Source organism: Aquiflexum lacus (assembly GCF_015476655.1).
Lineage (GTDB): Bacteria > Bacteroidota > Bacteroidia > Cytophagales > Cyclobacteriaceae > Aquiflexum > Aquiflexum lacus.
This window is the reverse complement of sequence record NZ_JABFHF010000004.1, coordinates 77,703-104,577: the sequence shown is the minus strand read 5'-3', so window position 1 is coordinate 104,577 and position 26,875 is coordinate 77,703. Positions and strand designations below refer to the sequence as shown.

The following is a 26,875-nucleotide window of genomic DNA, read 5'->3' as shown; positions in this document are numbered from 1 at the left end:
TTTATGTGGATTTTTTCGAAAAAGGTAAAATTAAAGCAAAAACTGTTTCATAATAGTGTGTTTTTTCTGTTTTGCCTTATTTTATAAGGTTTGGTTCAATTATTTCTACAAAATACATGTCTATTTCTCCCTTTCCTTTGGCGGCGATCTTGCCACGGTGACTACATTTAAAAAACTCCTTTACTTCTTGATAGGTAGTTCCGCTGATATTGACTTTTCCGGTTTCTCCACTACTTTCCATTCTACTTGCAGTATTTACAGTGTCTCCCCAGATATCATATTGGAATTTTTTTACTCCTACAATTCCCGCAACTACAGGACCTGTATGAATGCCAATCCTGATCTCAAAAAACAGTTCACCTTTGGCTTCTTTGGTCAACTTGTGGTTTTTCATATACTCCTGAATGTCCAAAGCGGCATTGACCACATCTTTAGCATGCGTCTGATTGGGTGTCGGTAATCCTCCCGCGGCCATGTAGGCATCTCCGATCGTTTTGATTTTTTCAATTTTGTGTTTTTGCATGATATAGTCAAATGCAGAAAAACACTCATTTATTTCTGCCACCAATTCTCTTGGGCTGAGTTTTTCAGACAATTGGGTGAACCCTTTGAAATCTGTAAAAAGCACAGTGACCTCATCGATTAATTGGGCATCGGCACTTCCCTTGGCTTTGAGTTCTTCTGCCACTTCTTCCGGAAGTATATTCAATAAAAGATCATCGGATTTTTTCTTTTCTGCCCTCAGTTCGGCTGTCCTGACATCCACCGTATGTTCCAGTTCTTCCTGCCGTTTTTTCAAGGCCCATTCCCTCCGTTTGACATAAAATCTTAAGCTTCCAATAAATCCCAAGGCATATATCAAATAAGCCCACCAAGTACGGTACCAAGGAGGCAATACGCTAAAGCTATAGGTTAAAGGTTCTGTCCAATCATTAGCACCCTCCTCCACTACACCTATATATCTCGCCCTAATCTGGAAAGTATAATTTCCTTCCCGGATATTCCCAAAAGTGACTTTAGGTTCATTGTTCACAGGACTCCAGTCCCGGTCATATCCTTCCAGAAAATACTGGTATTCGATCAAGTTAGGATGAGAAAGCTCATTGGTGCCATATTCAAAAGTCACCCGGTTGAACCGATAGGGAAGGACAAGTTTTTGGGGGATGAAATAAAAAGGGCTGATATCATCAAGCCTGACACCAGCCAAATGTGTTGCCAATGAATCCCGCTTTTGTGTATCTAGTTTTACACCCAATTTTTGCATTTCTTCCACATGGACAGCTACGGTATTGGCAGAATCTTTTTCTTCGATCTCTAAGGGATTTGAGATTATGGAATGCCAGGATACAGGTGTTTCGTTTAGCCTGATGTCTTTTAATTTTAATTGAGGTTTATTCTTTCTTTTATGGATTGTCTTGTAATCAAACCTTACCAAACCAGTGTTACTACTTTCTGTTGCAGCCCAGATTATTCCATCCCTATCCAAAAACATGGTCTTTTTTCCAGCCGGGTTGATCTCTTTTACCGGATATCCTGTACTGATATGATACCAGTCAGATCCAACTATTTTGGAAAAATTCGATTCTCCCATGGAAGGAATGTCAAATAACTGAATTCCCTTTGCTGAACCCACCGCTATTTTCCCCTCCGGTAACGGAAGTACCTGAAATGCTTGTTTTTCCACAAGACCATCTTCTTTGGTCAGATGCCTGAAATCAAGTTTTTTGGATGGATTGTTTTTTAATTGCGTGAGTTGATCCGAATCCAAAAAGGCAATTCCTTCTGAAGTAGCTAACCAGAGGTTGCCATTTTCATCTTGGGATATATCTCCAACCAAAATTGGTAAACCCTGTTCTGGACCATAATGTGCGAACATTCCATTTTCAAAAAGTGTAAGTCCATGCCAAGAAGCAATCCAGAAGTTACCAAAACTGTCTATAAAAATCTCCTTAATCTCCTCAAGGACTCCATTTCCTGATTGATAAAATTTAAATTCCTCACCATTGAAACTGGAAAGTCCATTACCCAAGGCAAACCAGAAAATTCCCCGTTCATCCTGTGTGATATCCAATACTTTTTTGTCATGAAACCCCTGTTCTGGGCCATAATGAAGAAATCTTTTTCCATCAAAACGAGAAATACCAATGGGGCCTCCAAACCAATATTCTCCGTTTGTGTCCTGATAGGAACAATTGACTGTATTCTCAATTAGCCCTCCTTGAGTTCTACTAAAAGCAGTGAATGAATATTGGTCATATTTGTGTAAACCAAGAACAGAACCAAACCAAATATTGCCTTCCCTATCTTGAAAAATATTATCGATTATTGCGGTTTCTTTTAAACCTTCATTCTTGGTGAAATTGGTAAAAGCATCTCCCTCAAACCTACTCAAACCCGCCTCTTCTGTCCCAATCCAGATTGTACCATTTTCTTCTATAGCTATATCGCGGGTTCCGTTATCCAAAAGTCCTGTTGCCGTTGTATAGGATTTGAATTCATGCCCATCAAATGAACTGATACCATAAGCAGTAGCCAGCCACAATTTTTTATATGATTCCTCAGCAATACCCCAAACAAGGTTATCTGCAAGGCCATTTTCTACATAATAATTTTTAAAACCCTTGCCATCAAACTTACTCAATCCCAAAACTGTACCCAACCACAAGGGACCGTTCTTTTGCTGTTTAACAGTCAGTAAAGCATTTGAGGGGAGACCATTATCGATGGTATAAGTTTCGATTTTTTCTCCGGACATCTTGTTAAGCCCCGCAATTCCCCCAAACCACATCGTCCCTTCCAAATCTTTATCTATCCCCAAGATAAAATCTCCGGCCAGTCCATCTTCAGAACCGATTGTAGTAAATGAATTTCCATCATATTTGACTACTCCCGCATCATAGGTGCCAAACCAGATGTTTCCTTCCAGGTCTTCCCCCATACTCCAAATAATATTTGAGGACATGCCTTCAAATGTCCTGTATTTGGTGAACTTTTTGCCATCATATTTGCTGACACCTCCAGTATTGGAGGCAAACCAGAGGTTTTCATTGCTATCCTCAAAAATCCGTACAATGGCTTCATTGGGCAAGCCATGATCCACGGTGAAGTTTTTGAATTCCAATCCATCAAAACGGCTGACCCCCCCTCCGAATGTCCCTATCCATAAATCACCTCTGCTGTCAATCAGGATACTTCGGATCATATCAGCAGCTAAACCATCCTCAGAAGTATAATTCTTAAATTGACCTTTGCCCCCATTACCGATCAAATAGGGAATTCCTTGCTCATTTAATGGGGTGAGGCCATTTTCATCGATCAAAACAGGGAGGGAGTAAAGTTGAGGAGGTTCGAGTTCTACAATTTGCCTTTCTCCTGCTATATTGGTTCTTTCGTAGGAATTTCCTTTTTGTTTTGGGACAGGTATCACCCTGGGTTTGGGCATTTCGCTGAGGAGAGATTTTGTAGGTTGGAGAGAATCCGGGAGCTCTGAGATATAAGTTATTTTTGGGTTTGAAAAAGGTTTATCTGTAATGATTTCTTCTGAAACCGACCTAAAAGGAGAATCCTTTTTTGTACAGGAATAGAAGATAAAAAGCACCAAAATGAAAGTATAGCAAGGAATCAAATAAAGAGAGGAGATACCTTGAAAATCTGGATGTTTTTCCATTTAGATTAGCACTGAAGGCTATTCTTTTTTAGGTTCCTTATCCTCAATGATCTTGTTCAATTCCACTTTCAGGTTTTCAAAGTTGATCGGTTTTACAAAAAACTCCTTTGCCCCCAATTCGATGGCTTTTTCATAATTTTCAGCGTCACCATACGCTGAGATCATGCTTACAGGTATTTGAGGAAATTTTGCTTTTAACTTATCCAACAATTCAAGTCCGGTCATTCCTGGCATATTGATGTCAGAAAAAATATACATCACCTCTTCTGATTCACTTTTTTCCATGATTTCAAGCGCTTCATTTCCTGAAAAAGCAAACTTTAGCTCAATGGAACCATTTCTGATTTCTTTTCTGAGTTTTTGTTGAAACAATAACTCAACATCCTTTTCGTCATCAACCACTAAAAATTTCATTTTTTTTTAATTTATGTGAATTTAAAATTTAATTATTTACACAAATAATTCTTTTTAAAAGCTGAAGAGCAATAAACTCTCAACTTAATTTTAAATACAGGTTTTTGGTAATTATGGTGTTATTTCTGGACTACAATTTAGCAATTTTCATTAATATTTTTCGAAGTAAAGCAACTTTATGTAAGTTTTTACCTATGCTTCATTTGCGCCTTCATGGGCAGGCACATCAATCAAAAAAGTAGTTCCTTTTCCAACTTCTGAAAATACCTTAATTTCTCCACCATTTGCTTTTACGATGTCATAACTCAAACTCAAACCTAATCCGGTACCTTCTCCGGTAGGTTTTGTGGTAAAGAACGGTTGAAAAATTTTACCTTTGATCTTATCAGGAATTCCAGGTCCGTTGTCGGTGATGGAAATTTTTGCACCTTTTAATCCTTGAGGGTTGGTGTAGAAAGAAGTCGTAAGGGTTAGCGTAGGAAGCTTGTCTTCGTTTTGAGTTCCATTTTTTTTGTTAAGGACGTAAAAAGCATTGTTGATGATATTCAATAATACCCGTCCGAAATCCTGTCGTACTATCTCGATTTTTGGAATTGATGTATCAAAATCTGTAATCAGTTTGATGTCTGCATCCTTGTTTTTGGCCTTGAAACTTTGATAGGTCAAATTCAAATATTCTTTTGCAAGTACATTAAGGTCAGTCGGTTCCTTCTCACCATGACGGATCTTACTATGTTCTAACATTCCTTGCACAATGGCATCGGCCCGCTGCCCGTGATGCGTTACTTTTTCAAGATTAATCCTAATGTCTCTCAAAAGTTCATCCTCCAATTTGTCATTTTCTGTTTTTAGAGTTTCAGAGGGTTGATTTTCGGTGTCCTGTTTGCTTCTCAATTCCTGTATCTCCAGAATCATGTCATAACTTACTTCTGAAAAATTGTTCACAAAATTCAAGGGATTCTTGATTTCGTGGGCAATGCCTGCGGTAAGTTCACCTAGGGAAGCCATTTTCTCAGAATGGATCAATTGTGCTTGGGTGGATTTCAATTGATCTAAAGCCAATTCAACCTTTTCCCTTTGGGCATGGATCTCTTCTTTTTGGGCTTGGAGTAGGCGGTTGGCTTTTTTCTTGCTCAGGTTGTTACGGAAAAGCGAAATACTGATAAAAAGAAACATGAACAAGCCCCCAAATGCTGCAAAAATTACAATCCGCTGATTGGATACTGCTGCATTTTTCAACTCCGTGTCTTTTTGGAGGAGTTCTATTTCAGCTTCTTTTTGGCTCAGTTCAAATTCAAACTGAAGCTGCCTGATCATCTCATCCGTGCTGGATTTTGCAATTTCCTCTTTTATAGATTTTGCATTGATCTCATTCTCATAAGCGGTTTTGTAATCACCAGTCAATGCAAATAATTCAGATAAACCCTCATAAGCATCTTTTAATTCGTTTTTGGCATCGATCTCTAACGCAAGAACTCTTGCCCTTTCCAATGTTCTGATAGCCTGTTGGGAATCCCCTTGTCTTTTTTGGGTTTTTGCAAAACCGATAAGACTTTGGGTAAGATCAAATTTAGCATCCAGTTTTTCTGAAATGCCCAATGCCCTTCTATGATAGTTATTTGCAGTTTCGAATTCACCCAAAATACCATATATCTCTCCCAATTGGGTAAGTGGAAAAGGTGCATCAATAGTCCCATCACAAATTTCCAAGGCTACTTGATGGTATTGTATGGCAGAATCGTATTTAAATTCCAAAAAATAGATTTCTCCAATATTCATGGCCACTGTGGAAATTCCGGCTTCATAATCTATTTGCTCAAAAACATCCAAAGCTTTTTTGTAGGAATCCAATGCATCATCAAGCGTACTTTCGGATTTTTGATAAACTGTACCAATATTATTATATGAAGTTCCAATTCTTAATTTATTATCGATTTCCTGAGAAATTTTGAGGGATTGAAAATGATATTCCAAGGCTTTGCTACTGTTTCCCATTCTGTAATAAATAGACCCTAGGTTGCTTAGAATATTAGCTTCTCCGGCTTTGTCATTGAGATTTTGATATTCAGCTAAAGATTGTCTGTTTATAAAAATAGCATCCTGGAAATTGCCCTGATTGGCCAATGCCCTTCCTTGTAAATTATAAGCATCTGCCAGCCCCTTTTTATAATCGATTTTAAGGGCTATAAGAATGGCATCATCAAGGTAATGGATCGCTTGACTGATGTCTGAACTCAAAAATTCCTGACCCAAATCCAAATAGGCCCTAACCTTCAAACTATCATCCGACGAGGAATTGACTACTGTTAAAAGACTATCTGCTCTCGGTGTTTGGGAAAAGCTTTTTTCCGAAATAAAAGTGAGTGACAAAACTAAACCCAGAACAAACCTAATAGGCATCATTTGACAGTTAAATAATTTAAGTGATTCATTTTCAGCAACGCTTATTTTACTTTTTTTGTCCAAAGTTCTTGTTTTTTTATTTAAACAAGGAAATATAATCATCAAGAACGGATAATTTTTGTAGATCACTGAATTTCATTGGAATTTATTGTGTAAACCAATTTTTGATTCCTTGAGGATGGTCAAAAATTACATTTTGACTAAAAATTAACTAAAACGCTCAACATCCATTGAATTTTAGGCCTTGGTAGAATTATTTCTTTTTCTCAGGAAAGGGATTCATCCAACCCAAATTATCAAGGATTACCACTCCTTTGGGGCTTCTGTCAAAAACAAACCGGATCAAGGCCAGGCGACTGGGGTTAAAATCAGGGTTAAGTTGCTTAAATGTATCCAAATCGAAGATGAATTTTTGAAAAACCATTTCTGATTGCTTGTCCCCTTTGATAAAATCCGATTTCCAGATGGCTACTTCCAATTGGTTTTGTAGGGCTGAATAGGTGCTCAGTGGAAATCTGATTTTTTGACCTTCAAAATCCTCCAATTCGATGGAAAAGTCTATGGGATATTTTTCGGGTTTATCATCCTTTTTGCCTTTCTTGGATTTTGAAGTTTCTTTTTCAGGTTCATCCTCGTATTTGTCGTTTTCCTTCTCTTTGGCTTTTACCCATTTTCCTTGGCTTTTGGGATTGCTTTCTTCTGAAGATTCAGCCAATGAAAAAACCAATAGATCATTCGATTTTAATGCTTTGAATCCTGAATCCAATAAAATGGTATAATTGGCTATCAGCGAATCCGGAAAATCGGTACCTATGGATTTCAGGTTTATGGAATCCTTCAATGCCGCTTCGTAATGCCAGCCCAATACGGCTGCTTTTGTGCCTGATTTTCCCGGTTTGAGACTCAGTTCCTGTTCTTTCCAAACGGTAAGGTTACTGGCTTCTATTTTTCCATGATCGAGGGTAGTGGTACTCAGGTCAAAATCTTCCTCAAAATCGCAGATGTAATGCGTTTGTGAATCCTCAAACTGGCTCAGGTAAACTGTTTCAGGAAACCAATTTTTGCCATACCGGGCATCCTTGAATAGAGGCAGATATTCAAATTTATCCATTAAAGTACCTTGAAGAAAGGCACTGATGTATACTTTGGCGATGCTTCGTTGGGATTCTCCGGACATCAATTGTTGGAGATTGAGCAGCCCCAAAAACGGTGAGCCTATATCATTTTTCCCCCAAGAGGTGTTGAATTGCCCATGGTTAGCGCCATAGATGTAGAGGCCTGATTTGAAATGGTAGGTATCTCTGTCTTTGAAACTTATCCGATTAAACTGCTGAGCACCCATGTAGGAAGTGACATCCCCATCCTGAGCACCATGAAAGACGAGATAGTTGATGTCTTCAAGGCTGGTTTTGCGGTCACTTGGCATGTATTGGGCATCTACCGGGGCAATGGCAACAATGGATTTTATGGAAAAATTGTAATCAAATGCCACTGATGCATCATCGGGATAGAAGGGCAGCCGGTTAAAAAGTGCGGCATGTGCTACTGCTTCTCCACCTCTGGAATGTCCGATCAAGGCAATATTTTGTAAGTTAGCTTTTTCAAATAAAGGATGTTCTGCATCCGCTTTCGATTGTCTCCACAGCTTCAAATGCTCCAACAACAGCCATGCCCTGGCATCATTTTCTTTCTCCAAGTTTCCAAAAAGGTTAGACCAGGAACCATTGATGAAATTTTGATCAACCGAAACCAAAATCATACCTTGAGAAGCCAGTAACTCGCCCAAATAGGCATAGCCTGGGTCTGAATAATCCTGCATGAGGTGGTTGCCATGAACAATTAATACCAAGGGAAAAGGACCGTCTCCCTCCGGATACCAAACCCGGGCATTCAAAGGCAGGTTACTTTCATCAAAACCCCAGTATTTTTCCCGCCACCAACCACTGATGCCTTTCCAGTTGTCTATAAACGGCAATCCATTGACTGCTTTTGTTTTGAGGTCTGCTTTTTCCCCGAATCCAATGCGGTGTTTATCTTCCCCACTGCCATAATTTAAAGTGCCGACAGCATAAGGCCCATATTCGGCCGGAGATTCAATTTGTAATGGCTGGATGTTAGTTTCCGCATAAATGGCCGCGTTTATTGGCGGGTCCATTTCAAAGCCCTTTGATTGATAAAAATAGATTGCGGCCACTAAGCCTGAAAAACCTAGAACCAATCCAATCAGAAGGATGGATTTCTTTGGCCAGGTCAAATTGGAATAGCCAGTATATTTAAAAACTCCAAAAGAAGCCCCCAGCAATAATCCAATCCATAAAACGGTCAATAAAAGGATCAACTGAAAAGACAAAGAAACAAACCAGATAGGAATGGAGAAGAGCAGGGACAATATAAGTGCTTTCGGAAAGGAGAGCAGCAGCTTAAATATCCAACGACCAATAAAGGCAAACAAAACAGCTACTACGAGAACGCACAAAGCAAGTACCAAAATCCATGGGTCTTTGATTGCAAAAAATATGATGAACAGCAGATAGATGAATAAGGAAAGCAAGGCCAAACCCCAAGCAGCACCTTTTACGGCATTGGGACCAGGTTTAACCAGCTGGGTTTTTACCTTAATCCATTCCCGGATTTTTTTAAAACGTTTCTTCATGTGAGGGAAAAATAAGTGAAAATAGTAAACTGTCCTTTATAATATATTTTGTTTAAAATCCTTTTTAAAAATAGTAACGAATTTCTTGACCGATTCTCCTCTTTGGGCTTTCAGATGGAACACAATTTCATCTGGTAGGTAGTTGTATGATAAATGTAGTAACTGTGTCCCCTGCCGGCATCCTTCTGGAAAAAGTTAACTACTGGAATAACTGATCCATTACCTCAATATTCTTTCACCAATGTATTCGTATCCTTGTTTTTCAAATCAATGGCTTTGCCCAAGTATGCCAAGCGACAACCTTTTTCTATAATTAAATTCTCAGAGTGGGCGAGTACTTCGATATTGCCATTTTTGTCTTTCATGAATATCGCTATGGCGTTATCGTCTTTTTCAATTGCTTCCAATAGGTGCGAAAAAGAATCATTTGAATCTATCGGGATTTCATGGATAAAAGGATATTGCCGTGCTACCGTAGTTATCTTAACGTAATCGTGGGTTTTTGAAAAGAGTTCTTCGGAAGCCCGTTCTTTTTCGGATTTCATTTCCTCGGAATTGATCAGTCTAAAAGAACCATGTTCCCCAAATTCAGACCCAAGCCTTTCAATAGCCTGTTTGTTGATATCATCGTTTCCGGTCATTGCCAGGAGGAATCCCATGTCGTTTAATTCGAGGTATTCATCCAGGTCATCAGAATAGATATCGGCATATATGGCTTCCAATCCTATGCTTTTGCATCTTTCTAAATTAATGCGGTTGGTATCTGCGAGAACCACATGCCGATCATGTTCTTGTAGGTAGCGCCCAATTAAACGGGATGCCTTCGAAGCTCCTACGATCAATACACCATCAGATTTTTTGATCAAGCCAGCCACGGAAGCGAATAATCTTGCTGTGGTCGCATTCAATAGTACGGTTATCAGCACTACAGAAAAGACTAGCGGCGTGATATATTCCGCCCCTTCAACTCCTGCTTGGGTAAGTTTTGTTCCAAAAAGAGAGGCTATACCAGCAGCCACAATTCCCCTTGGACCGACCCAACTGATAAATAACTTTTCATTAGTCCCAAGAGGAGAGTTGGTAGTACTCAGAAACACCCCCAATGGTCTGATGATAAATATGATAATAGCCAGCAAAATGGCTGTTTCCCACCTAAAAATCAAAATCAGTTCATCCAGATTGATATTGGCAGAAAGCAAAATAAAAAGAATGGATATCAGCAATACACTCAAGGTTTCTTTAAAATCGATCAATTCCTTGAGGTTTGGAAGATCACTATTGCCCAAAAACATGCCCATAACCACCACTGCCAACAAGCTTGACTCATGTGCCAAAAGGTCACTAAAAACAAAAGTGAATAGGACAAAGGATAATGCCACTACATTCAATAAATAATGAGGAACCCATTTGTTCTTGATCGAATAATAAAGGGCGTAACCTGCAGCAGTCCCAAAAGACAATCCTACGACAACCACTTTTCCAAAATCATACAAAGCCTGTCCGGTATAGCCTGCATCGCCCTCAACACTGATAAAGTTAAAGACCAAAACCGCAATTAAGGCCCCGATGGGATCAATAAGAATTCCCTCCCACTTCAAAACTGCTGAAACGTCTTTTTTTAATGGAATATTCCTCAGAATAGGATTAATTACAGTAGGTCCCGTCACAATAATTAAGGCAGAAAATAAAAATGAAATGCGCCAGCTGAAATCAAACAATGTGTGGGCAGCCAACCCAGCCCCTATGAAAGTAACCACCGAACCCACACTGATGAGCTTGCCAATGACCGGCCCCACTTTTTTTATTTCTCCTCTCCGTAAGGTTAATCCTCCTTCAAAAAGGATAATTCCAATGGCCAGAGAAACAAAATTAAACAGGTTTTCGTCAGGGAAAAGCCCATAATTTCCTTGGTATATCGGTTGGATCCATTGCGATCTTTCATCAGTAAAAAGAGAAGATATTGGTCCTACAAAGAGGCCTATCAGAATCAAAGGCAGGATAGAGGGAATTTTAAGTCTCCATGCAAGCCATTGTGCGAATATTCCCAAAATAATTATTCCTGCTAATTCCAGCATACGATCTATTGGCGGTAATTAAATATTGATAAGAACACTAAGAAACAGCTTTTATTAAAATAAGCAACTTTCTTGCAGGACATTAAACACATAGTATATCATAAAATCTAAGCTTTTGTTTAAAGAAGCCTTTAAAATCTTTAAGAAGTCAAGGTTTATTTCTTGTTCTTTAGCGTTTGAATAGTTAAAAAATACTGCCCGAAATAATTAACCACAGGCAGGTTTTCAAAATCATATAATTAATTTAACAGCATGTTTATAGGACTTATTTACATAAGATTAAGCTGGTAAATTTATAATAAACTCACTCCCTTCTCCTTCCTTGCTCTTCACCTTCAACTCTCCGCTGTGAGCCTTCACGATATCATAGCTCAAACTCAACCCCAAACCTGTTCCCTGCCCTGCAGGCTTGGTAGTAAAGAAAGGCTGGAAGATTTTGTCTTTGATGGAGGAGGGGATGCCGGGGCCGTTGTCCTGAACTGAGATTTCTACCCACGTCCTCTCGCTACCCCCAGCCCTCCCGAGGTCTCGGGACAGGCCTGAAGGGGAGCCTTCCCGCTTCTTAGTGGTTACGGTTACTCGAGGCTTGAAACTCTCCCAGGGTTCTGAACCCTTGGAGAGTTCGTGTGTGGCTTGAAACGCATTATTGATAATATTCAGCAGCACCCTACCGATATCTTGTGACACCACACTGATTTTTGGAAGGTTTGGATCAAAATCAGTGATAAAGTCGGCGTTGAAAGACTTGTCCCTAGCCCGCATTCCATGATATGACAAGCGAAGGTATTCATCCGCCAAAGCATTAATATCAGTAAGTACTTTCTCTCCTGGACTTGTCCGGCTATGCTCCAACATCCCTTTCACTATCGCATCAGCACGTTTGCCGTGGTGGTTAATCTTTTCCAGGTTTTGTTTAATATCCTCCAGAATTTCATCTTCTATCTCATCCTCTTCGGTTTTAGGTCTTGATTCTTGGCTCTTGGCTCTTGTCTCTTTAATTTCGTCCACCAACTCCGCACTTACCTCACTGAAGTTATTCACAAAATTTAAAGGATTCTGTATCTCATGGGCAATACCGGCGGTGAGCTCACCAAGGGAGGCCATCTTTTCGGATTGGATCAGTTGGGCTTGGGTGGATTTTAGAGTTTGGTGAGCTTTTCCAAGTTCACCATAGGCCTTCTCGATTTCTTTTGCCTGTGCAAGTTTTTCCTCCCGAGTCCTCTCCCGTTCCCTGTGAAGGATCTTCCGGCGCTGAGTCCGGTCAACGGCAAATATAACCATCGCTCCCATCAACCCATAGCATCCGTAGGCCCACCAGGTGCGCCACCAAGGTGGGAGAACAGTGACGGCAATGGATTTTTCAGCCCAAACTCCCTCACTACTGGCTGCTTTCACCCGAAACTCATAATTGCCCGGGGGGACTTTATAATAAGCTGCCGAATGCAGCCCATTGGCCGGGCGCCAATCGGTATCATAATTCTCCAGCATAAAAAACTGCTGGTTCTGTTCCGGATTGGTAAAGTGAATAGCTACAAATTCAAAGGTGAATACGTTTTGTTTATGGTTAAACCTGATCTCCTCCTTCTTTCCAACTGGCATAGCCCAGGGACCCAACTTTCCCAGTACAACCGGTTCATCAAAAAGACGAACACCTGTCAGCTCCACTTGAGGTGGATGAAGGTTATGCTTCATATCTTTCGGATTAAAAGTGTAAAAACCTGTTGTATCAAAGAAATAAAGATTTCCTTGTCTTCCTTTATAAGTAACCCCTGTAAAGGCTCCTGAGTTTAGGCCCATTTCTACCCCATAAGTGGCCACTATCTTTCCCGATTTATCAATTTTATCCAATCCTGAAACGGTGCTAACCCACACATTTGCGTGGTCATCCCGGACCATGCCCAGAACCCTTGTCCGATTAATAACACCGGTCTGTTTATCTTTGAAGCGAACAACTTCGTCCTTTTGTTGGTCATAGGTATATAGACCATGATATAAGGAACCAATCAAAAGTGTATTCGAACCATCTTCCAAAATAGAAAAAATTGTCTGCCTGTTGTTTGCTAAGTGCCTCTTGAATTTGCCTGTTTTTCGGTTTAGTATGTTGACTCCAGCAGCGGTTCCCACCCAAATATTGCTTAAATGGTCCTCATGAAGAGTATAAACCTTGTTGTTGCTTAAGCTTTGAGGATTTTGGGGATCATGGGTAAATGCGGTAATGGAATGGGTTTTAGGGTTCAATTGAAAAAGGCCTTGTGAGGTTCCAGCCCAAAGCATTCCTTCCCGGTCCTCATAAAGCACATATACAACATATTGACCAGCTTCTTCAGCACCTTTTGGTTCAAATGGATATGATTTATAGGTTTGATTAGTAATGTCGTATTGCCAAACCTCATTTCCCCCAATCCAAATGTTGAATTTCCGATCCACAAGAAGGGCATTTACGGGGTCCCTGGTTAGGGGTGGCGGAAAAGATAATACCTCTTCTGGTTTCTGGATTTTTCCAGTATGCAAATCATATAGTTTTAAACCATTCTCCGTACCGGTCCAAACAATTCCAAAGTTATCCTCAACTAAAGTATTAACAACACCATCAGTTAAATGATGGGAAATGCTTACAGCCAATGGGTCCGCCCGGTATAAATCACCACTCAGTGTGGTCATCCAAATTACCCCTTCCCTTGTGCTTTGTGCTTTCCAGAGATCATTATTCTTCAAACCATTCGGATTTTGGGTTCTAGCGGCAAAATGCTGCACTTTTTCCGTTATGGGTTCATAGCGACTTAATCCGTTAAAACAGTTGCCTATCCAAATGGCTCCCGTTACATCTTCGTGGACGAACGAAATGTGTGCAGGATTACCCCTAAAATTTGGAGCCGGGCTCAATTTTTCGGGATTTTCGGGGTCGTATTGGTGGCTGGTAAAGGTCCCTTTTTCCCGATCCATAGTGCGCAGCCCATTATAAGTGCCTACCCAAAAGGTGCCACGACTGTCCTCGAATAAAGCGGTGATTCTATTTTCGAGTATTGACTTTGAATCCATTGAGCTGTTCATGTATCTGGTAAAGGAGCTGTTTTCCGGATTGAACTTATTAAGACCGCCTTCTCCCGGTTTAGATTCCCAAGGGCTGCCTGTTCCTATCCACAATGTTTCTTGCTTATCCAGATATAAGACCCTCACCTTATCATGACTTAAGCTGGTCGGATCTTTAGGATTGTGTTGGTATCGGGTAAAGGTACCACTCTCTGGGTGGAATCGATGTAGTCCACCATGAGTGCCCACCCACAGGATTCCTTGAGCGTCTTCCAGAATGGCCGTGACAGTATTGTTGTTTAAACTAGTGGAATCTTTTGGATTATGGGAAAAATGGGTGAAAATTTTGGTGTTAGGGTCAAACCTGTCAAGCCCCTTTTCAAAGGTTCCGATCCAAATAATGCCACTTTTAGAAATGAATATAGATTCAAGCCTATCTGCTGCGATTGAATTATCATCGTCCGCATGGTGGTAGTAGGAGACAAAGCGAGTTCCATCATATCGGTGCAATCCGTCCACCGATGCCAACCAAAGAAACCCTTGTTGATCCTGAGAAAGGCCGGTAATTGCCTCCCAATTGATTTCAGCGGGTGGGCTGACTTTGTTTAAAACTGGCTGTTGCCCATAACTAGGAAGTCCGAAAATCAGCAACAGGGGAATGAAGAGAATGAATCGGATAAAAAGGAAGATTATTTTCATGATACTTATTGTCAAATAGATAGCCTGATATGCTTTCTTTAACTCATTATACTAAAGCAGTAACTTAATTGGTAGATTCTTTAGCCAAAGGGATAGGTTCAACTTGGGAAGTAGAAGTCACAGGAAGGAGTATAGTGAATTCAGAAAATGCTCCCTCCTTGCTTTCCACTCTGATCTCTCCCCCATGCGCCTTAACAATATCATAACTCAAACTCAATCCCAATCCAGTCCCTTGTCCGGTCGGCTTGGTGGTAAAGAAAGGTTGGAAAATTTTGTCTTTGATGGCTGAGGGGATGCCGGGGCCGTTGTCTTTGATTGAGATTTGGACCCACTTCCTCTCGCTGCCTCCAGCCCTCCCGAGGTCTCGGGACAGGCCTAAAGGGGAGCCCTCCCGCAGCTTAGTGGAGACGGAGACCATTGGCTGTAGGGACAGGGTATGTGTCCCTACAGCATAAAAAGCATTATTCAGAATATTCAACAACACCTTGCCGATATCTGAACGGACGATTTCAATTTTGGGAAGGGAAGATTCAAAATCAGTTTTGAGTTCTATCTCAACATCTTTGTTTTTGGCCTTGAAACCCTGATAGGCGAGGTTCAGGTACTCTTTGGCCAGAGTATTCAGATTGGTCAATTCCTTTTCTCCTGAACCCGACCTACTATGCTCCAGCATCCCTTTCACTATCGCATCAGCACGTTTGCCGTGGTGGTTAATCTTTTCCAGGTTTTGTTTAATATCCTCCAGAATTTCATCTTCTATCTCATCCTCTTCGGTTTTAGGTCTTGATTCTTGGCTCTTGGCTCTTGTCTCTTTAATTTCGTCCACCAACTCCGCACTTACCTCCGAGAAGTTATTGACAAAATTCAAAGGATTCTGAATCTCATGGGCAATGCCTGCTGTGAGTTCTCCAAGAGAGGCCATTTTTTCGGATTGGATGAGTTGGGCTTGGGTGGATTTGAGTTCTGAATAAGCCTTTTCAATTTCTTTTGCCTGTGCAAGTTCCTTGTCTTTGGTTTTTTCACGTTCTATTCGGATGGTTCTTGCTTTTTGGATCAAGTGAATTCTCCAGACTAGTCCAACCATGAATAAAGCATAAATTCCATACGCCAACCATGTGCGGTACCATGGTGCCCTAATTTTGATAGCAAGGTCACGTACCTCACTCCAATAGCCCTGATGGTTTGCAGCTTTTACCTGAAACTTATAGTTACCAGGGGGGATATTGGTGTATATCGCTTCCGTTTTATGCTTTACAAATTGCCAGTCATCATCAAATCCAACTAACCGATAGGCATACTCTACATTTCCATAATAATCAACTGCCGCATATTGAATAGTGAATTTATTTTGTGAAAACCGTAGATTGATTTTTTGCATAAAATTGATCGCCTTCGGCAACACGGCATCATCCGATCCAACATTGACTTTCTTATTCCCAATTGAAAAATCTGTGAGAAGTACAGGGGGGACAAAAGAATGATAATTTCCAATACTGTCAGGATTAAACGAACGGATACCTTCGCTGTGCACTAAATACATCAAACCTTGTTTTTCCTCAAAAAAAACCTTTTCGACAAATGATGCATCAAATGCAATACCGTCCTGATTTCTGAAAACGATAAAACGATTTTCGGAAGGTTCCCATTTGCAAAGGAATTGGCGTGTCGTCACCCAGAATACACCATTTCGATCTTCGGTAATATCCGTAATCATCAATTCAGGCAAACCGTTTTTTCTAGTGAGATGTGTTGCTTTTCCTGTGGAAGGGTTAAAAATAGAAATACCCTTGTTGGTAGTTCCTACCCATATCTGTCCTGATAGACTTGTGTACAATGCACTAACATTGTCGCTGCTTATAGAGTTTGAATCATTTGGGTCATGACGATACTCTAAGTACTCATTTTTTGTATGGTCGTATTGAAACAATCCATTGGCACGGCTTCCGACCCATAAATTATTTTTGTTGTCCAATACGACTTTGGGATTAAACAAACCAAACGACTTAAGGGCCTTCAGTATTTCGAATTTTTCTTCCTTCCTATCAAACTTTCCGATTTTACCATTTGTCATAATTAACCATGAATTGCGAATGGAATCCGAAAGTATTTGCATAAATACGCCTGTTTTGACAAGAGAATCCAAAACCGGGTCATTGTAAGATTTAAGTATTTTTCCGGTGCTGTCGCATAAATTAAGGGAAGGATGCAAATCCGGATGTTGAAAAGGATAATATCTAACTGCCACCCAAAATTGACTTGTGGAGGGTAATGAGCCAATCATATACGCCATGCCATCAGGATATTGAAAGGCGGGTCTAATTTGAATAGAGTCGTTCAGATATTTTTGATTTAATGCGACTGGTCCTCGTCTAAAGTTAACATAGGCTTTACCGTTTATAATGTTCAATCCTCTAAATGATAACTGACGTGCTAAGGAATCATTCATTTCCATCGCATTCTCGAACAAAGAGGTGCGACCATCAAGAGGATACAAACCATTTTCTACACAGACGATTGCGTTAGCTCCTATTTTTGCGGGGATAATAGCTTCAATTTCTTTTCCTTCCTTGTACTGCCATACAAGTTCAAATGATTTGGTGGATGGATCTAATTTCAATATAGCTCCCTTGTTTGTGGAGATATAGTTTTCGGTAGCATTGCTACTGATGCCATTGGGACGACCATAAGTGGCGGGAACCGGCAACAAGATTAGTGTGCCGGCATTAGGGTTAAACTCGTGAACGGTTCCTCCGATATACACCAAGTAAGATTCGTCCTGAGTACCTAATAATTTCTCAGTATTTACATATGCTGTCATATACCTGCCAACATTAGAATTTGCAAGATCAAAGTTTAACGTGCGGACAACCTTTTTCTCTTCGGGATCATATTGGCTGAAAGTTAAACCTCTTTTTCTCTCTAAGCCAGATAGCCAAATAGTATGACCAGTCCCTCCAAATAAATTGAATCTTACCCCATCACCGTCTGAAGGAAAAAGGGTGTTGATTTCTTTTGTTTTTAGCGAATAACTTATTAATGCACTGCCTCCAAACCAAACCGTACCCGTTGGATCTTCATACCATGATTCCGTATGAGTTTGCCTATAATTTGTTTGATCATAAATCGCCTGTTGGATGTCATCAAACTCTTTAAGGATGGGATCGAAACGTAAAAACCTGCACCCGGTTGATATCCATATTTTTCCTTCTATGTCTTCCTTTACAATATTGACAAAATCGCAACCTGAAAGTTCTTCCAAAATATCTGCATCACTTTGGGGGTCACCATAAAGCCATCTGCCGATATTTCCAGCATTATCGACATACCAGATATATCCTTGCCGATCTTGTATGAGAGGCCATTTTTCAAAAAATGGTATTCGCCTCGAATTATCTTGAGCATTGATTTCCTCCCGAATTAGTATAATAATAAGCAGCGCCAGCACTATTGATTTAATGTGCATATACTTTTTGGTTTTACCAAAATTAAAAAAAATTAAATAATCACATATGAATACTCACTTAAATAATTGATTCTCTTTTTATTGACTATGACTTTGTGCAAAAAATCTAATTCAATAGGCAGGGATGTTGATGAGAAACTTACTTCCTTTACCCTCCTCGCTATCCAGGCGTATCTCCCCCCCATGCGCCTTCACAATATCATAGCTCAGACTCAATCCCAATCCTGTCCCCTGTCCTGTAGGCTTGGTAGTAAAGAATGGCTGGAAGATTTTGTCTTTGATGGCGTCGGGAATGCCGGGGCCGTTGTCGGAGATGGAGATTTGTACCCCTAAATCCCCTGAAGGGGACTTGGTTGCCGTTGTTTTAACGGATACCGTTGGGATATGAGATTCTCCCCCTTCAGAGCCTGTCCCGATATTTCGGGGGGGCTGGGGGGTAGAACATGCCTGAAAAGCATTGTTGATCAGGTTCAATATAACCCTGCTGATATCCTGTGCCACCACATTCACCTTGGGGAGATTGGGATCAAAATCTGTTTTAAAGTCGGCATTGAAGTTTTTATCCTTGGCTCTTAAGCCGTGATAGGATAGTCTGAGATACTCATCTGCCAGGGCATTGATATCGGTAAGTACTTTCTCACCTGTAGTCGTACGGCTGTGCTCGAGCATCCCTTTGACAATGGAACCGGCCCGATTTCCGTGGTGATTGATCTTTGTAAGGTTTTGTTTGATATCCTCCAGTATTTCGCTGACCAAAGTCTCGTCTCTTGCTTCTTGGCTTTTGGCTCTTTCTTGCTCAATCTCAACGATCATCTCGCTACTGACCTCCGAAAAATTATTTACAAAATTCAACGGATTCTGGATTTCATGGGCGATACCGGCTGTGAGTTCGCCCAATGAGGCCATTTTTTCGGAATGAATAAGCTGCAATTGTGTTGATTTCAATTGATCCAGTGCATTTTCAAGTTTTTCATTTTTATTTTCAATTTCAAGATTTTTTCCCTTCAGAATTTGGTAAGCTTTGTCCAATTTGTTCCTGTTTCTAAAAACAATAAAGAGAATTACCAAAAATGTGAACAATCCTATAAATGCTGAAAAAATCAGCCAACGTTGCCGCAGACTGGCTTTTTCAAATTCCAAGGTCTTCTTGGAAAATTCAAATTCAGACTCCAGTGTTGCTGCCAAGCGCTGTCCTTGAGCATTATTTATGCTGTCGTTGTATTGCTTAAACAGCTTGAAGTTATTCAGGGCTTCACTGTAGTCATTTTCCTTTTCATTGATTTTAGCCAACAATTCATGTGCGTTGCGCTGTTGCATGACCTGACCCATTTTATTGGCCTGTTCCAATCCTTCATCGGCATATACGAGGGCCTCTTGGTAGCTTCCCTTTCTATAAAACAATTCTGCCAATCCTATCAAAGAATGGGAATAAGGGACGCCATACCCTTTTTCTTTGGCAATGGCGATGGACTGTCGGTATAAATATTCGGCCTTATCCATACTGTCAAGCGCAACATAAATATCAGCCATTGTCCGGGCGGTCATTTCTATAAATTCGGGACTCTGTAAAGCCAGGGAAGAGGTATGGGCTATCTTAAGATTTTCAAGGGCTTCCAGGGGTTTGTTCTGCTTGAGCGCCACATCTCCGATATTGTTATAGGCAAGAATCATCCGTCCCTGATTTCCCAGTTCACTATAAATAGCAAGCATCTCCAGATATTTGGATTTAGCTTCCTCTAATTTTCCCTGTTCAAAATATATCATGGCGATGTTGTTCAAAGCAGCCGCTTCAACATTCAAATTCCGAGTATTTTCAGCTCCTTTTATCGCTTCAAAAAAATTACCCAATGCCTCTGCATAATTTCCAAGATTGAAGTATACCAATCCGATGTTATTCAATATTCCCGGAATCAAGCTATCATCAGGGATACTTTCTGCGATGCTGAGCGCATTTTTGTAATACTCCAAGGAATTAACAAAATCACCCTTATTTTGGAGTGCATTTCCATATATTTTCAAAGCTTCGGATTCGCCCTTTTTAAAATTGGCTTCACGGCACATCAAAATCTGCTTATCAAGAAAAACGAAAGCACTGTCAGGATTACTTTCTGCCAGCATAAAACCGAGGTCATTGGCTTTGTTTAGGTAAACAGTATCCTTGGCATAGCCTTGCTTTGCGGAAAGGTTGTCGAGATCAGCTTTTAGTTTTTCGAGGGTCTGTGATTGTACAGCTAACCCGAAAATGATAAGAATACAAAAAACAAGAAAAGAGACCCTTCCAAGTTTGAACCCATATGATCTATAATGGACTTTCATTTGTAAATTATAATTTATTGATTTTTAGAATAGGAAAGGACGAATTTCAAAGTAATAAAACTTGGATTTTTAACTTAAAAAACTAACTTTAATACATATTATTTGCAGTTTAAATTTAAAATCATGAAAAGAAACTATTCTATTACCGGAAATACCTTTATTTTATTTTTCTATACGGAATTAGAATCATATTTAGAAATGGTTGATTCAGATTCGGATGACCAAGATAATGATTCTTCTCCCAATGAGTCTTCCAACGATGATGAAATGGCGGATGAAGATTTTTCCGAGTTTTCCGTAGATCCTGCCCGTACCGCACCGGTAGATCCTGCCCGAACAAGGAGGTAACAATTAACCATCTATGTGGAATAAATCCCTGCCTGAATCTGGTAAGGGATGATTTTTTGTGCGGATCAATTATCTTTTTTGTTCTCATTTAATCCCATTCTTGAACTTCACATATTTTATTCTTTAGGATAAGCTTTGAATTATTTATTATATCTTTAATGTGATTGTGATCTCAGTTCCTGCCTCTCCGGCAGTCAGGCCCTCTCCATCTCTGGATTCTACACTGATCTCCCCCCCATGCGCTTTTACAATATCATAAGATAAGGATAAACCCAATCCTGTTCCCTGGCCGGAAGGCTTGGTAGTGAAGAAAGGCTGAAAGATTTTGTCTTTGATGGCATCGGGGATGCCGGGGCCGTTGTCGGAGATGGAGATTTCAATTTTATCGCCGTGGTTTTTGGTGGAGACGGTCACCGTAGGTTGTAGGGACATGGCATGCCCTGTCCCTACATGCCCATTCCCTACAGCATAAAAAGCATTATTCAAAATATTCAGCAATACCTTTCCTATTTCCGGTCGGACAATTTCGACCTTGGGAAGGGAGAGATCGTAGTCGCTGATCAGCTTAATATCGACATCCTTATTTTTGACCTTGAAGCCCTGATAAGTAATTTTGAGATACTCTTTGACCAAAGCATTCAGATCGGTTAATTCTTTTTCTCCCGAACCTGTTTTGCTATGCTCCAACATCCCCTTCACTATGGCATCTGCCCTTTTGCCATGATGATTGATTTTCTTCAAGTTTTGTTTGATATCCCCAAGTATTTCACTCACCAATGTCTCGTCTCTCGTATCTTGGCTCTTGACCCTTTCTTCTTCAATCTCTTCCACCATCTCCGCGCTGACCTCACTAAAATTATTCATGAAATTCAGCGGGTTCTGAATCTCATGGGCAATGCCTGAGGTGAGCTCACCAAGACTTGCCATTTTTTCGGATTGAATAAGCTGGGCTTGGGTATTTTTGAGTTTCCTGAGGGTTTGTTCAATCTCTTGCTTCTGGTTGCTCAACAATACATTGGCTTTCTTTTTTCCAAAATATGCAGCTAGAGCCCCTAGGATCAAAATCAAGGAAAGAATAAGGCCAATGATCAATGCAACCTGCCGGGTATACATTATCTCATCTTTTGCTTCCTGAATGGCCTGAGCTGTAGTCATCTTTTTCTCAAACTCATAATTCATCGTCAGTTCGGTTGCTTTTCGGATATTTTCCTTCTGCCGTACCGAATCATCAATACTTTTGGATTGCTTGAATAGCTCAAGGGCTTTAGCGTAGTTACCGGTATTTTCATAGCATTCCGATAATTGTTTGGTAACCATACCGATGTGGGCAGTATAGATATCTGAGTTTTGAAGATTTTCAAAACCCTTTTCATAGTATGGAATAGCTTCTTTCCAGCGCTTTTGCGCCATCAAGGCATAACCCATAGAGGAATAAGCTTGGTTGATATTCATTGGAAGGGTAGATAATTCCGCCAATGTGATTGCCTCCTTGGATAATGCTATTGCTTTTTCGGGCTGGTTCAAGTTTACAAGAGCCTGTGAAGCTTTCGACAAACTGGCACCTTCTATTCCCTGATCTCCCATATTGCCGCCCAATTCGGCTGCCTTCATGGCATATTCATAACTGCTTTGCCATTTATTTTCATCTGCATATAGGCCTGCGAGATTCGAATATGCGTAAAGTTCTACATTTTGCAACTGAACTTTTTTGGCAAGCTCTATCGACCTTAGGAAAGTACTTTCTGCCCTGATATGATCTCCCGTCATGAAATGAGTGATGGCCATATTGACAAGTGTATAGGCTTGTCCTATTTCACTATCTTCCAACTCCTCATATGTTTGAAGTGATTTTTGCTGGTATTGTAAGGCCATCGGAAAATTTGACTGCTGTTGATAGGCGATGGCGATGTTTGAATTGATCAGGGCAATGCGGTTTTTATTACCTACCTGTTCATTTATCCTCAATGCCTTTTCATAGAAAAAAATGGATGAATCGTATTTGCTCTGCATGCCGTAAAACATTCCCTTATTGGAGTATAAAACCGCAAACTCTATTGAATCCTTGGATGGTTTGATCGTATTTTCCAACTCTCCCAATTGTTCTGCAGCTGATTTGAAGTTGCCTTTAAAGGAATAATTGGTAAAAAGAGAAGTTCGCAGATCCATCTCCCCACGGTAAAAACTGATGCGCTGGGCGTCTCCAAGTGTTGTCAAGGCCAAGTTGATTGCCGAATCAAGGTTGATCGTGCTGAGAACATCCAGCTTTTTCAAGATCAAGTTAATTCTTCCAGTATCTGTTGGGGCAATTGCTATCAGACTATCATATTGTGCAATCTTGGGATTTTGTGCAGAAGATGACTCGATACAGAGGAATACCAAAACAAAAATTATGAGACTCGATATTTTATTCATATTTAATCAGCTATGGGTAATTGGATAATAAATTCACAGCCATTCTGTACTTCACTTGCCTCGTCGGCAAGGTGGCTTTCCACTTTCAACTCCCCTCCATGCGCCTTCACGATATCATAAGATAATGATAATCCCAATCCTGTTCCCTGCCCTGTCGGCTTAGTCGTGAAAAAAGGCTGAAAGATTTTGTCTTTAATGGAGTAGGGGATGCCCGTTCCGTTGTCTTTTACGGAGATTTTTACCATAGCCCCCTGTTTATCCTGAGGTGGGGAATAGGCAGTTGAAATCTTCACGGTTGGTTTATACCCATCTTCTCCCATTTTCTTTCGTGCATTGACCGCAAAAAACGCATTGTTGATCAGATTTAACAAAACCCTGCCCATATCTTGAGCTACCAAATCTACCTTGGGTAGATTAGGGTCAAAATCTGTATTGAAATCAGCATTGAAGCTTTTGTCTTTGGCACGCAAACCATGATAAGACAATCGTAGGTATTCATCTGCCAAAGCGTTGATGTCTGTGGGTATTTTCTCACCGGAGCTACTTCGGCTGTGTGCCAGCATGCCTTTTACAATGGCATCTGCCCGCTTGCCGTGGTGGGTGATTTTCTCCAGGTTTTGTTTGATGTCTGCGGAGATGGCTTTCGCTTCTTCTATGGCGCCTTTATCCAATTCTTCATTCATCTCATCCATCAACTCATGGCTTACTTCGCTGAAGTTATTGACAAAGTTCAAGGGATTCTGGATCTCATGGGCAATGCCGGCGGTGAGTTCTCCCAGGGAGGCCATTTTTTCAGCCTGTATGAGTTGGGTTTGTGTAGTTTTTAGTTCGGTATATGCTTTTTCAATTTCTTTGGCATGAATTAATTCCTTCTCACGGTTTTTCTCCCTTTCGGCCTTAAGCAACCGCTCCCTCTGAAAGCGATCAAAACCGAAAATTGCAGCGCCAAACAACAATACATAAATACTATAAGCCCACCAAGTACCCCACCAAGGGGGCAGAATGATGATATCTATTTTCTTCTCAGCCCAAACGCCATAGCTGTTTGCACCTTTTACACGAAATGTATATTTTCCCGGTGGCACATTAAAGTAGTAAACCGTACGACCTGTAGCCTGAAGCCAGTTTATGTCATAGTTTTCGAGGTAATAGATCATCTGGTTTTGTTCAGGTTTTGCATAATCAATTACACCGATGTCAAAGGAAAAAACATTCTGGTTATATTTTAACTGAATTTCCTTTACGAGGGAAAGGCTTTCTTTCAGCAGGCTCCCTTCGCCGGGCGTTACCTTCTGATCGGAAAGGCGAAAACTTGTAATAGCAATTTCAGGAACCCTTAATTTCTGGATCAACTCAACCGGTGAAAATGAAAAATAACCAGTAGCATCACCAAAATAAATTTTTCCATTGCTCCTTTTGAAACCCGAATTAAGGGTCAAAGAGTTAGTAATACCGAAATTTTTACCAAATAAGGTGTTTTCGTTTCGTTGGGCATTAATTTTTACGATTCCCGATGAGGTACCCAGCCATAAAATTTTCTGGTCATCTTCAACAATGCTTGTTATTTCTGCTATACCCGATGGAGAACCTGAGTCGGTATAACGAATAAAATTATCGATGTCGGCGTTGTATCGGTAAAATCCATCATAGCCACCTATCCACAAAACGCCATCGGTATCTTGGTAAATGCTCACAATACCGGTACCCATAAGATAATTTTTAAATGTTTTATTTTCACGGTCAAATGAACTTATCCCACCTGTATTCCATGCACCTACCCACAACCTGCCATCTTTCGTTTCTAATAAATCAGTAATTAAATTTTCTCCAAAGGGTTCGGTATTAGCCGGATTTTTAAAGTATTGGGTAAACCTGCCCGTTTTACGGTCCATCAGGTTCAATCCCCGAAATGTTGAAACCCAGAAATTTCCTTCTTTGTCTTCATATACCCAGGTTACATTATTGTTTGAAAGGCTGTTGCTGTTGTTGGGATCGTTGATATACCTGATAAATTTTTCATTTTTTCTATCCCATAAATTTAATCCACCTGTACTGCCAAACCAGATATTGCCCTGTTTGTCGGCTCTTATGGAATATACAATATTTGCATCTGCATTAGCAGGGTTCGAATCAATTAAATATCGTTCTTCTATGCCATTTTTAATACGAATGACACCCTGGTTGGTGCCCATCCAAAATGTACCGTCGGGCTCTTCATAAAAGCTGTTGACATTCGCTGTTGAAATTAGGGTGTGTGGGATTTCCTTGTGCAAAGGATCGATGTGGTGGATATTTCCCTGTGTAGAGCCAATCCACAGAATACCATCGCGGGAGTTAAAGGAGGTCCAGGCACCGAGGTCATTAAATCCTTCTGTTGAACCAGCGGTTCTTTTATAGTTTACTATTTTTCCAACGTCAGCACTGAAGTAAAAAAGTCCCGCATCCACAGTTCCATACCAGAGACTTCCGGCTGCATCTTGATTGATAAAAGTAATATGTTCATAATCCGGGCCTGCAGTCGTAATGGGCGGGCTGCTTAACTTTTCTGGATTTGACGGATCGTAAACCAAAAGTTCAAAAATTCCGTCCTTGCGGTTCATTTTGTGCAATCCCAATTTGGAAGTACCGATCCAGAGGTTTCCTTGTTTATCCTCAAATATTGCACTTATTTTATTGGTTAGCAGGCTTTTGCTGTTATTAGGATCGTGCATATACCGGGTAAATTTACCGGTTTCTCTGTCGAACAAATTTAAACCTCCCGCATCGGGCCCTCCACCGTTATCAAGGTAAGGACTGCCGGTACCAATCCAAAGTCTTCCTTCGCTGTCCTCATACATACAGCGTACCTGATTATTGCTGATAGATGTTGTATCATCAGGCGAATATCGATAATGATTAAATTTGTTTGTTTTTGGGTCATATTGATCCAACCCACCGTGAGTGCCAATCCAAAGTGTACCCTGCTTATCTCTTAATATCACAGTTACAGTATCGCTGCTTAAACTTTCGGAATCGTTAGGATCGTGCGTAAAATGGGTAAAGATTCCGGATTCCGGGTCAAAATGATCCAGGCCTATTCCCAAACTACCTACCCAAAGGGTGCCATCATGATCAGCATAAACCGATTCCAAAAAATTGCCCATTATCGAATTCGGATTTAATGGATTGTTTTGGTAAGATGTAACATTTTTGCCATCGAAACTGTACAATCCCTTTTTGGTGGCATACCACATAAATCCATTTACATCCTGGGTTATACCTGTCACAAAGGTGAAATTGCCACCATCAGGAGGGGTTACGCTGTTAAATTCAATTTGCTGGCCAAATGCCTGAAAAGTTAAAACTATCAGGAACAAGAAAATACCTAAAGTGTATTTGAATAGATGTTTCATTTT

Annotated in this window: 11 protein-coding genes; 1 reads left to right on the top strand and 10 read right to left on the bottom strand. The window is 40.5% G+C overall.

The window, feature by feature from the left end:
- Window positions 1–76: 76 nt before the first annotated feature.
- From HMJ38_RS05355 to HMJ38_RS05320, 8 genes are all read right to left on the bottom strand, one after another.
- Complete coding sequence (locus HMJ38_RS05355) at window positions 77–3,667, bottom strand: adenylate/guanylate cyclase domain-containing protein (protein ID WP_194973344.1); 3,591 nt, start codon at window positions 3,665–3,667, stop codon at window positions 77–79.
- Window positions 3,668–3,685: 18 nt separating this feature from the next.
- Window positions 3,686–4,081, bottom strand: coding sequence for a response regulator (locus tag HMJ38_RS05350; protein ID WP_194973343.1), 396 nt, complete (start codon window positions 4,079–4,081; stop codon window positions 3,686–3,688).
- Between the two features lie 192 nt (window positions 4,082–4,273).
- Window positions 4,274–6,484: a tetratricopeptide repeat-containing sensor histidine kinase gene (locus HMJ38_RS05345; RefSeq protein ID WP_194973342.1), complete on the bottom strand. Its 2,211-nt coding sequence runs from the start codon at window positions 6,482–6,484 to the stop codon at window positions 4,274–4,276.
- Between the two features lie 253 nt (window positions 6,485–6,737).
- The gene (locus HMJ38_RS05340) at window positions 6,738–9,137 is read right to left on the bottom strand and encodes a poly(ethylene terephthalate) hydrolase family protein (protein ID WP_194973341.1); all 2,400 of its coding nucleotides are present in this window, start codon (window positions 9,135–9,137) and stop codon (window positions 6,738–6,740) included.
- 224 nt (window positions 9,138–9,361) lie between these two features.
- Window positions 9,362–11,212, bottom strand: a complete 1,851-nt coding sequence (locus tag HMJ38_RS05335) for a cation:proton antiporter (RefSeq protein ID WP_194973340.1) — start codon at window positions 11,210–11,212, stop codon at window positions 9,362–9,364.
- Window positions 11,213–11,491: 279 nt separating this feature from the next.
- Entirely contained in the window at window positions 11,492–14,941 is a 3,450-nt protein-coding gene (locus HMJ38_RS05330) for a two-component regulator propeller domain-containing protein (protein ID WP_194973339.1), read from the bottom strand.
- 64 nt (window positions 14,942–15,005) lie between these two features.
- Window positions 15,006–18,404 (bottom strand): sensor histidine kinase, encoded by a 3,399-nt coding sequence (locus HMJ38_RS05325; RefSeq protein ID WP_194973338.1) that lies wholly within the window; start codon window positions 18,402–18,404, stop codon window positions 15,006–15,008.
- A gap of 111 nt (window positions 18,405–18,515) precedes the next feature.
- On the bottom strand, window positions 18,516–20,720 hold the full coding sequence (locus HMJ38_RS05320) for a tetratricopeptide repeat-containing sensor histidine kinase (RefSeq protein WP_194973337.1): 2,205 nt from the start codon (window positions 20,718–20,720) through the stop codon (window positions 18,516–18,518).
- A 123-nt stretch (window positions 20,721–20,843) separates the two neighbouring features.
- Here HMJ38_RS05320 and HMJ38_RS05315 point away from each other — a divergent pair, with 123 nt between their 5' ends.
- The gene (locus tag HMJ38_RS05315) at window positions 20,844–21,068 is read left to right on the top strand and encodes a hypothetical protein (RefSeq protein WP_194973336.1); all 225 of its coding nucleotides are present in this window, start codon (window positions 20,844–20,846) and stop codon (window positions 21,066–21,068) included.
- Window positions 21,069–21,215: 147 nt separating this feature from the next.
- Here HMJ38_RS05315 and HMJ38_RS05310 read toward each other — a convergent pair whose 3' ends face one another.
- Window positions 21,216–23,480, bottom strand: coding sequence for a tetratricopeptide repeat protein (locus HMJ38_RS05310; RefSeq protein WP_194973335.1), 2,265 nt, complete (start codon window positions 23,478–23,480; stop codon window positions 21,216–21,218).
- Between the two features lie 2 nt (window positions 23,481–23,482).
- Entirely contained in the window at window positions 23,483–26,872 is a 3,390-nt protein-coding gene (locus tag HMJ38_RS05305; RefSeq protein ID WP_194973334.1) for a sensor histidine kinase, read from the bottom strand.
- Window positions 26,873–26,875: the final 3 nt, after the last annotated feature.